Below are 8,931 nucleotides of genomic sequence, written 5' to 3'. Positions count from 1 at the left end.
AGGTCGTCGAAGCCGATGATCTCGGCCTTGATGAAACCCTTTTCGAAGTCGGTGTGGATGACGCCGGCGGCCTGGGGCGCCTTGGCACCCTTCGGGATGGTCCAGGCGCGGGTCTCTTTCGGGCCGGCGGTGAGGTAGGTCTGCAGGCCGAGCGTGTCGAAGCCGATGCGGGCGAGCTGATCGAGACCGCTCTCGTCCTGGCCGGTCGATTCGAGCAGCTCGGCGGCGTCCGCGGCGTCGAGGTCGATGAGCTCGCTCTCGAGCTTCGCGTCGAGGAATACGGCGTGGGCGGGAGCGACGAGAGCCGCCAGGGCTGCCTTGCGGTCGTCGTTCGTCAAGACCGCTTCATCCACATTGAAAACGTAGATGAACGGCTTGACCGTGAGCAGTCCGAGTTCGGCGAGCAGCGACAGGTCGAGCTTGGTGTTCGACGAGAGCGGCTTGCCCTCGTTGAGCCACTCCATCGCGGCCTTGGCGGTGTCGACGGTGGCCTGGGTGATCTTCTTGGCGCGCAGTTCCTTCTCGTAGCGGCTGTCCGCCTTTTCGAGGGTCTGCATGTCGGCCAGGATCAGTTCGGTGTTGATCGTCTCCATGTCGCTGGCGGCGTCGACCTTGCCGTCGACGTGCACGACATCGGGGTCTTCGAAGCCGCGCACGACCTGCGCGATGGCGTCGGCCTCACGGATGTTGGCGAGGAACTTGTTGCCGAGACCCTCGCCGACGGAGGCGCCCTTGACGATGCCGGCGATGTCGACGAACGACACGGCGGCGGGCAGGATCTTCTCGCTACCGAAGATCTCGGCGAGGACGGCGAGGCGTGCGTCCGGCAGGCTCACGATTCCCGTGTTGGGTTCGATGGTCGCGAACGGGTAGTTCGCGGCGAGCACCGAGCTCTTGGTCAGAGCGTTGAACAGGGTTGACTTGCCCACATTGGGGAGTCCGACGATTGCAATAGTGAGAGCCACGAGAGTCAAGGGTACCGGGCGCGGCGACGTTCGACCTGCCGGGGGCTATTTCGGCGGCGGGCGGTGGGCACTAGAGTCGTGCCACCACGCCATTTCTCATCCGAGGAGACAGCTGTGAGCAATGACGCTCAGGCACTACCCGACACCTCCCCCGCCGTCGTCGTGGGCGCCGGGCCCGCCGGGCTCGCGGTCGCCGCCGAGCTGGGACGTGTCGGCATCCACGCGGTCGTTCTCGACACGGCCGGCGAGGTCGGCTCGAGCTGGGCTCGCCACTACGACCGGCTGCACCTGCACACGGCGCGCTGGCTGAGTGCGCTGCCGGGGTGCGCGATCCCCCGCTCAAGCGGGCGGTGGGTGGCGAGGGACGACTTCCGCGCCTACCTGCGCGACTACGTCGAGCGCCAGAACCTCGACGTGCGGCTGGGCACCTCCGTGACATCCGTCGACCGTCTCGCAGACGGACTGTGGAGAATCGGATGCGGCGCCGAATCCATCCTCACCCCGCTGGTGATCATCGCCACCGGCTACAACCACACGCCGGCGCTGCCCGACTGGCCGGGCCGCGAATCGTTCGAGGGTCGCCTGCTTCACTCGAGCGAGTACCGCAACCCGGCCGCGCTCGACGCAGCATCGGTGCTCGTCGTCGGCCCGGGTAACAGCGGCGCGGAGATCGCGGCCGACCTCGCCGGCGCGGGCAAGCGGGTCTGGCTCGCCGTGCGCACGCCCCCGAACGTCGTGCGGCGGCAGGTGCTCGGCATCCCGTCGCAGATGCTGGCGATCTCGATGTCGCCGTTCCCTGCGCCCGTCGGCGACCGGGTCGGGCGTCTCGTGCAGCGCCTCTCGGTGGGCGACCTGTCGCGCTTCGGGCTGCCGGCCGCCCCGCTCGGAGTGGTGACCCGGCTGCAGCGCGACGACGTGCAGCCGCTGCTCGACGTCGGACTCATCGACGCGCTGCGCTCGGGCAAGGTGACGGTGGTGGCCGCGGTAGAATCCTTCGACGGCGAGACCGTGTCGCTCGCGAACGGCGAGGTGCTGCGCCCCGAGGCCGTGGTGGTGGCGACCGGATACCGGCGCGGGCTCGAGCCTCTCGTCGGACACCTGGGCGTGCTCGCACCGAACGGGCGGCCGACGATCAACGCCGACCAGCAGGCGCCCGGGCTCGACGGGCTCTACTTTCTCGGCTTCTCGAACCCGCTGACGGGCAACCTGCGCCAGCTCGGTATCGATGCCCGGGCGATCGCGCGCCGGGTGGGCCGGCGCGGCACGGTCGCGCCGCGCGTGGTGCGGGCGACCGTGCCGCGGCCGGCCGGGCTGACCTAGCCGGGTCTCGCAACTCAGGCAGTTTGGGCGAGCTCGACGGACCTGCCGCGAACACCCGGGCGTGCTGCCGCGGCCGGCGCCATTCTGCCTGAGTTACGAAAGACGGCAAGGCGGATGTCGCGACCAAAGGAGAGCCCGTTAGTCGCGGCGCACCAGCGCCACTCGGTAACCACGTTCTCGAAGCACGACGTATGCGACCGCCATCAGCAGGGTGAGACCAACCGCGGAGTAGATCGCGAGAGTTCCGATCCCGCCTCCCGTCGTCAGCATCAATAGCAGCGAAAGCGCCCACGGCAGAGACGCGATTCCCAAGGCGACCGACCAATCGCGGCGCGCTCGCGCAATTGCGACGACGATGAGAACGGCCATCAGCGCGAGGAAGAGCACGGGGCTGCTGACCTGATGGAAGCTGTTCCACGGGTCGAGGCGCGACGCGAAGCGCCACCCCAGCGGATTCTGGCTGTCAGCAATTGCGACGGCCGCGAAGCTCGCGGGCAGTATGACGGCAATGCCGGCAGCGAGTGCCAGCCATTGCGCGCCGGCACGCTTCTGGCCGCGCCGCGTGGGACGGCCCGCCATCGCGAGTAGGGCAAGGGCCGCGAGCACGACGAGAACGCCGTCGGTGGGCCGGAGCGACACCATCCGATGGCCGGCGTTCTCGACGAGCAGGAGACTCACCGGGAACGTGGCGAACAGCGTGAACGATGCCGTGCGAGCGAGACCGACGAGCGCGAACCCGAACGCTGCGAACCACAGGGCGAACAGAACCGCTCCCGCGCTGGCGAACGGTCCGAAACCGGGAACCTCACTGTTCACCACCCGCCAGTCGAACGCCCAGCCGTTCCACGGCCCATTAGGCGCCCACGGCGCCCACTCCGCGCCGAGGAACAACACGAGGGACAGAGCGAAGCCCGTACCGAGACTTATCGCGGCTACACGATCGCGGATCGCGGACGGAATGCGGTTGGGCAGCTGTTTGGCGGTCGCCGCAAGGCCGTGGACCGCGAGATTGGCGAGGTCGCCGAGCCGCGGCTTCTCGCGCCCGGTGGCCTCCGCCTCGTCGAGCAGCGTGCCGAGCATCGCCTCGCCGTTTTCGGCGCGCCACGCGCTCGGATACCAGTCGAGGGCGGCGCGGTACCGGCGCTCCAGCGCGGCGCTCACGCGGTGGCCACTTTCGCGGCGGTGCGGCTGCGCAGCTTCGCGCGGGCGCTGGCCGCGTTGGCGGCGAGCCGCGCGGCCTCCTCTTCGAGACGGAGAGCCCCAGCATCCGTCAGCTTGTAATAGCGACGCAGTCTGCCCGCGACGACCTCGTCGCCCGCGCCGTCGACGAGTCCCTGCTCGCCGAGGCGGTCGAGGGCGGCGTAGAGGGTGCCGACCTTGAGCTGCACGCGCCCGTCGGAGAGTTCGGCGGCCTCGGCGATCAAGGCGTAGCCGTGCTTGCGCCCGTCGGCCAGAGCCGCGAGCACAAGGAACGTGGGTTCCCGCATTTCGGTGGTTGTCATGCGGCCAGCATATTCAGGTTGTCGATATATCACGTACACCGAGCGGCGTGTCGTCTCGACCGTTTCGCAACTCAGGCAGAACCGGCGGCCGTGGTCGCCCGGCCGCGGAAACCCGGGAAGCAGACGGCGGTGGCGCGATTCTGCCTGAGTTGCGAGATCGGGTCCGGCAGAGGCGCCGGCTATCGCGAATCGCCCGGCGCTCTCCAGCGACCGTCAGGGGTGCGTGTGACCATTGGAAGGTGCCCCTGAATTTCACCGCCATCGACTTCGAGACCGCCAACTCTTCGAGCGCCAGCGCGTGCTCGGTCGGTCTCGTGAAGGTGGTCGACGGCCGCGTCGTCGACAGGGTCAGCTGGTTCATCCGCCCGCCGGCCGGGCACGACTACTTCAACGAGTGGAACACGCGCATTCACGGCATCGTCGAGTCGGATGTCGCGGGGGCACTGCTCTGGAGCGAGCAGCTGACCGACCTCGTCGATTTCGTCGACGGCGACCACCTCGTGGCCCACAACGCCGGCTTCGACATGGGCGTGATCAACGGCGGCTGCGCGGCGAGTTTCGTCGAGACGCCGAGCTTCGCCTATGCCTGCAGCCTGCAGATCGCCCGCAAGACCTACAACCTCGACTCGTACAAGCTGCCGGTCGCGGCCATGGCGGCAGGCTTCGAAGACTTCGCGCACCACGACGCGCTGGCCGACGCCGAGGCGTGTGCCGCGATCATCGTGCACGCGGCGAAGCGGCACGAAGCGGTCGACCTCGAGCACCTGGTGACGATCACGGGCACGAAGCTCGGGCGCATCGGGGCGGTCCTCGCGGCTTAACCCAGAAACCGCCGGTTGAGTCGGTCGCTCTGCGACCGTATCGAAACCCGCGTAGCTCTGACGGGGTTTCGATACGGGCCGTAGACGGCCCTACTCAACCAGCGGTTGACGGCTGGCGTTACGAGCGGCGCTGGCGCTTCTCGCGCACGCGCATGTTCACGTTGATCGGGCTGCCCTCGAAGCCGAAGATCTCGCGCAGGCGGCGCGTGATGAAGCGGCGGTACTGCGGGTCGAGGAATCCGGTCGTGAACAGCACGAACGTCGGCGGACGCGAAGCGGCCTGGGTGCCGAACAGGATGCGCGGCTGCTTTCCGCCGCGCACGGGGTGCGGGTGCTCGGCCGTGAGTTCGGCGAGCAGGGCGTTGAACTTGCCGGTCTGGATGCGGGTGTCCCACGACTCGAGCGCGGTCTCGAGTGCCGGAACCAGCTTCTCCATGTGACGGCCGGTCTTGGCCGAGATGTTGACGCGGGGCGCCCAGGCGACGTGGCTCAGGTCCTGCTCGATCTCGCGTTCGAGCATCTCGCGACGCTCGTCGTCGAGAATGTCCCACTTGTTGAAGGCGAGGACGAGCGCGCGGCCAGACTCGAGCACGAGGTCGACGATCTTGAGGTCTTGCACGCTGATCGGCTCGGAGACGTCCATCACGACGATGGCGACCTCGGCCTTTTCGAGCGCGGCGCTGGTGCGCAGCGTGGCGTAGAAGTCGGCGCCCTGGGCGAGGTGCACGCGGCGGCGGATACCGGCGGTGTCGACGAAGCGCCAGAACTTGCCGCCGATCTCCACCTGCTCGTCTACCGGGTCGCGGGTGGTGCCGGCGAGGTCGTTCACGACGACGCGCTCTTCACCGGCGGTCTTGTTCAGCAGGCTCGACTTGCCCACGTTCGGGCGGCCGATGATGGCGACGCGGCGGGGTCCGCCCACCTCTTCCTTGGCGACGGCGGAAACCTCGGGCAGAACCTTCAGCACCTTGTCGAGCAGGTCGGCGACACCGCGCCCGTGCACGGCGGAGACCGCCCAGGGCTCGCCGAGTCCGAGCGACCAGAGTGCCGCAGCATCCGCTTCTTGACGCACATCGTCGACCTTGTTGGCGACGAGGATCACGGGCTTTTTCGTTCCGCGCAGCATGCGCACGACGTGCTCGTCGGTCGAGGTGGCTCCGACCGTGGCATCCACCACGAACAGAACGGCGTCGGCGAGGTCGACGGCGATCTCGGCCTGGGCGGCGACGGAGGCGTTGATGCCTCGGGCGTCGGGCTCCCAGCCGCCGGTGTCGACGATGGTGAACTTGCGTCCGGCCCACTCGCCCTTGTAGTTCACGCGGTCGCGGGTGACGCCGGGGGTGTCTTCGACGACGGCCTCGCGGCGGCCGATGATGCGGTTGACGAGCGCCGACTTGCCGACGTTCGGGCGGCCGACGATCGCCAGCACGGGGAGCGCGGGAAGGTAGGTGATCGCGTCGGGGTCGTCGCTGAGCGAGTCGAGCAGGCCGAGGTCTTCGGCGTCGAGGTCGTAGTCGCCGAGACCGGCGCGCAGGCTCGCCGCGCGCTGGGCCGCTTCGGCGTCGTCGAGGGAGATGATGCGGTCGGCGAGATCGCCGTCGATCGCGGGGTAGTCGTCTTGCTCGGCCATGGGTGGTCGTCCTTAATCAGTCACTGGTGCGCACGAGATCTACGACCGCGCTAACGGTCTGGTCGAAGTCGAGATCGGTTGAATCGATGGTCACAACGCCATCGGCGGCGTTCATGAAGTCGACGACCTTGGAGTCCTGGGCATCGCGCGAGCTAAGCTGCTGCGCGGTCTTCGCGGCCGACTCTGTGGAGAGTTCGGCTGAACGCCTAGCCATTCTAGCCTCTTCGGTCGCGGTGAGGAGAATTCTCACGGTAGCATCCGGCGCGACGACGGTGGTGATGTCCCTGCCCTCGACGATGATTCCGGGCGTAGAAGACGATCGGATGACGCTCCGGAACAGTTCCACGAGGAAGGCGCGCACCTCGGGCACCCGCGCGACGGCGCTCACCACGGCGGTGACGCGCGGCTCGCGGATCGCGTCGGTGACGTCGGTGGCCCCCACCCGCACGAAGTAGTCGTCGGGGTGGATGCCGATCGAATAGGGGAAGTCGTGCAGCAGCGCGACGAGCTGGTCGGGCTGCTCGGTGTCGACGCCGCGGTCGAGCGCGGTCCAGGCGAGCGCGCGGTAGGCGGCGCCGGTGTCCTGATACGAGTACCCGAGGGCGCGCGCGGCGGCGCGGCTCACGCTCGACTTGCCGCTGCCGGCCGGGCCGTCGATCGCTACTACTGTCATTGCGGTCACGCGAGTGCCTCCGAGATCTTCCATCCGCGCGATTCGAGCTCGCTCACGAGCCGGCCTTCCGCTGCCGGCAGCACGGAGATCTCCGCGAGGCCGATCTGAGCGCCGGGCGAGTGCTCGAGGCGGAGGTCTTCCATGTTGATGCCGAGCTCGCCGATTTCGGTGAGCAGCCGGGCGAGTTCGCCCGGCTTGTCGTCCACGAGAACGACGATGCGGCTGAAGTGTTTGGCCTGACCGTGCTTGCCGGGGATGCGGGCGACGCCCACGTTGCCGGCGCCGATCAGCTCGGCGAGCGCGCGGCGGGAGCCCGTGGCATCCGGAGCATCGAGCGTCGCGATCGCGCGGTCGAGGTCGTCGCGGTAGGCGTGCAGGATGTCGCGGATCGCCGGCGCGTTGGCGCGCAGAATCTGCACCCAGAGTTCGGGGTCGCTCGACGCGATGCGGGTGGTATCGCGCAGTCCCTGCCCGGCGAGTGCCGTCGCGGCGTCGGTGGCATCGGTCAGTCTGGCGGCGAGTAGGGAGGAGATCACCTGTGGAGCATGCGAGACGAGGGCGACGTTGCGGTCGTGATCCTCCGCGGTCATCTCGATCGGCAGTGCGCCCAGGTCGAGGGCGAGTTGTTCGACCGCCGCGGCCCGGCTGTAGCTGATGGCGTCGTGGCCGGCGATGACCCACGGGCGGCCGTTGAACAGGTCGGCGCGGGCCGAGATGGCGCCGCTGCGTTCGCGACCGGCCATCGGGTGGGAGCCGATGTAGCGGCTCACGTCGGCGCCGAGGGCGATCAGTTCGCGCAGCGGCTCGACCTTGACGCTCGCGACGTCGGTGACGAGCGCGTCCGGGTAGGCCGCGAGTTCGCGCGCGACGATGCGGCTGGTGACATCCGGCGGCACGCAGACCACGACGAGCTCGGGGGTGTCGCCGTCGACGGCGGCGCGGCCGGCGCCGTAGTCGATGGCGAGCGCGAGGCTCGAGGGCGACACGTCGGCGAGCGACACGTCGACACCGCGGGCGCGCAGGGCGAGCGCGATGCTCGTTCCGAGCAGGCCGGTGCCCACGATCCGCACGGGGCCGGCGAGTCGCCGATCAGTCATCCGAGTCGTCTTCCCCGGTTCCGTCTGTTGTGTCGTCGTCGGACGCAGCGATCTTGCCGCCGCGCGAGATGGTGAGCAGGTCGCCGATCTCGGCCTTCGTGAGATCGCGCATCGCGTCGGGTGCGAGGCTGCCGAGGTGCAGCGGGCCGAACTGGCGGCGCACCAGGTCGACGACGGGGTGGCCGACCTCTTCGAGCATGCGGCGCACGATGCGGTTGCGGCCGGAGTGCAGGGTGACCTCGACCACGGTCTCGTCGTTCGAGGGCGTGCCGATGATGCGCGCCTTGTCGGCCTCGATGAGTCCGTCTTCGAGCTCGATGCCGCCGACGAGCTTGTTCACCGTGTGCTGGTTCATCACGCCCTCGACCTTCGCGATGTAGGTCTTCAGCACGCCGAACTTAGGGTGCGCGAGGATGTGCGCCAGCTCGCCGTCGTTCGTGAGCAGCAGCAGACCGGAGGTCTCGGCGTCGAGACGGCCGACGTTGAACAGGCGCTCGTCGAACATGCTCGTGTAGCGGCGCAGGTCGGGGCGGCCGCGGTCGTCGTTGAGCGACGAGACGATGCCGGTGGGCTTGTTCAGCATGATGTACAGCTTCGTGGTGTCGAGCTGGATCGCCTTGCCGTCGACCGAGACGAGGTCGGTCGGCAGCACGCGGCGACCCGGTTCCTCGACGCGCACGCCGTTGACCGCGACGCGGCCGGCGGCGATGAGGTCTTCGCAGACCCGTCGTGAGGCGACGCCCGCGGCGGCCATCACCTTCTGCAGGCGCTCGCCCTCGGGGTTCACGTAGGGCTCTGGGTTGTTACTGTCGTTCATCGAATCCGTCCGATCCATCGGCGAGAAGCGGCGAAAGGTGCGGCAGCTCGTCGATGCTGTTGATTCCGAGCTGGCTGAGCATCAGGTCGGTTGTGGCGTAGTGAAT

General features: G+C 68.7%; 9 protein-coding genes. 2 read left to right on the top strand and 7 right to left on the bottom strand.

The window, feature by feature from the left end:
• The coding region (gene ychF / locus ACLQ6X_RS02800; protein WP_411698648.1) for a redox-regulated ATPase YchF at positions 1 to 965 on the bottom strand (965 nt) is incomplete at its 3' end.
• Positions 966 to 1,079: 114 nt separating this feature from the next.
• On the opposite strand from ychF, the gene ACLQ6X_RS02795 reads away from it, so the two are divergent.
• Positions 1,080 to 2,285 carry a flavin-containing monooxygenase gene (locus tag ACLQ6X_RS02795; protein WP_411698647.1) on the top strand — a complete coding sequence of 402 codons (1,206 nt, stop codon included), beginning with the start codon at positions 1,080 to 1,082 and terminating at the stop codon, positions 2,283 to 2,285.
• A 138-nt stretch (positions 2,286 to 2,423) separates the two neighbouring features.
• On the opposite strand, the gene ACLQ6X_RS02790 is transcribed toward ACLQ6X_RS02795, so the two are convergent.
• The gene (locus ACLQ6X_RS02790) at positions 2,424 to 3,446 is read right to left on the bottom strand and encodes a hypothetical protein (RefSeq protein WP_411698646.1); all 1,023 of its coding nucleotides are present in this window, start codon (positions 3,444 to 3,446) and stop codon (positions 2,424 to 2,426) included.
• Positions 3,443 to 3,787, bottom strand: coding sequence for a PadR family transcriptional regulator (locus ACLQ6X_RS02785; protein WP_411698645.1), 345 nt, complete (start codon positions 3,785 to 3,787; stop codon positions 3,443 to 3,445). Before ACLQ6X_RS02785 ends, ACLQ6X_RS02790 begins: the two co-directional genes overlap by 4 nt.
• Positions 3,788 to 4,026: 239 nt before the next feature.
• Between ACLQ6X_RS02785 and ACLQ6X_RS02780 the strand changes: the two genes are divergently transcribed.
• Positions 4,027 to 4,608 carry an exonuclease domain-containing protein gene (locus tag ACLQ6X_RS02780; RefSeq protein ID WP_411698644.1) on the top strand — a complete coding sequence of 194 codons (582 nt, stop codon included), beginning with the start codon at positions 4,027 to 4,029 and terminating at the stop codon, positions 4,606 to 4,608.
• A 118-nt stretch (positions 4,609 to 4,726) separates the two neighbouring features.
• Here ACLQ6X_RS02780 and der read toward each other — a convergent pair whose 3' ends face one another.
• From der to ACLQ6X_RS02760, 4 genes are read right to left on the bottom strand one after another with little or no spacing between them, the layout of a single operon-like run.
• Positions 4,727 to 6,238, bottom strand: coding sequence for a ribosome biogenesis GTPase Der (der, locus tag ACLQ6X_RS02775; protein ID WP_411698643.1), 1,512 nt, complete (start codon positions 6,236 to 6,238; stop codon positions 4,727 to 4,729).
• 16 nt (positions 6,239 to 6,254) lie between these two features.
• On the bottom strand, positions 6,255 to 6,911 hold the full coding sequence (cmk, locus tag ACLQ6X_RS02770) for a (d)CMP kinase (RefSeq protein WP_411698642.1): 657 nt from the start codon (positions 6,909 to 6,911) through the stop codon (positions 6,255 to 6,257).
• 5 nt (positions 6,912 to 6,916) lie between these two features.
• Complete coding sequence (locus tag ACLQ6X_RS02765) at positions 6,917 to 8,008, bottom strand: prephenate dehydrogenase (protein ID WP_411698641.1); 1,092 nt, start codon at positions 8,006 to 8,008, stop codon at positions 6,917 to 6,919.
• Positions 8,001 to 8,825 carry a pseudouridine synthase gene (locus ACLQ6X_RS02760; RefSeq protein WP_411698640.1) on the bottom strand — a complete coding sequence of 275 codons (825 nt, stop codon included), beginning with the start codon at positions 8,823 to 8,825 and terminating at the stop codon, positions 8,001 to 8,003. The genes ACLQ6X_RS02765 and ACLQ6X_RS02760 overlap by 8 nt, the downstream gene beginning before the upstream one ends.
• Positions 8,826 to 8,931: the final 106 nt, after the last annotated feature.

It is taken from the genome of Conyzicola sp. (assembly GCF_046714715.1).
GTDB lineage: Bacteria > Actinomycetota > Actinomycetes > Actinomycetales > Microbacteriaceae > Conyzicola.
Note: the sequence above shows the minus strand (reverse complement) of the source record. Positions and strands in the feature narration are given on the sequence as shown.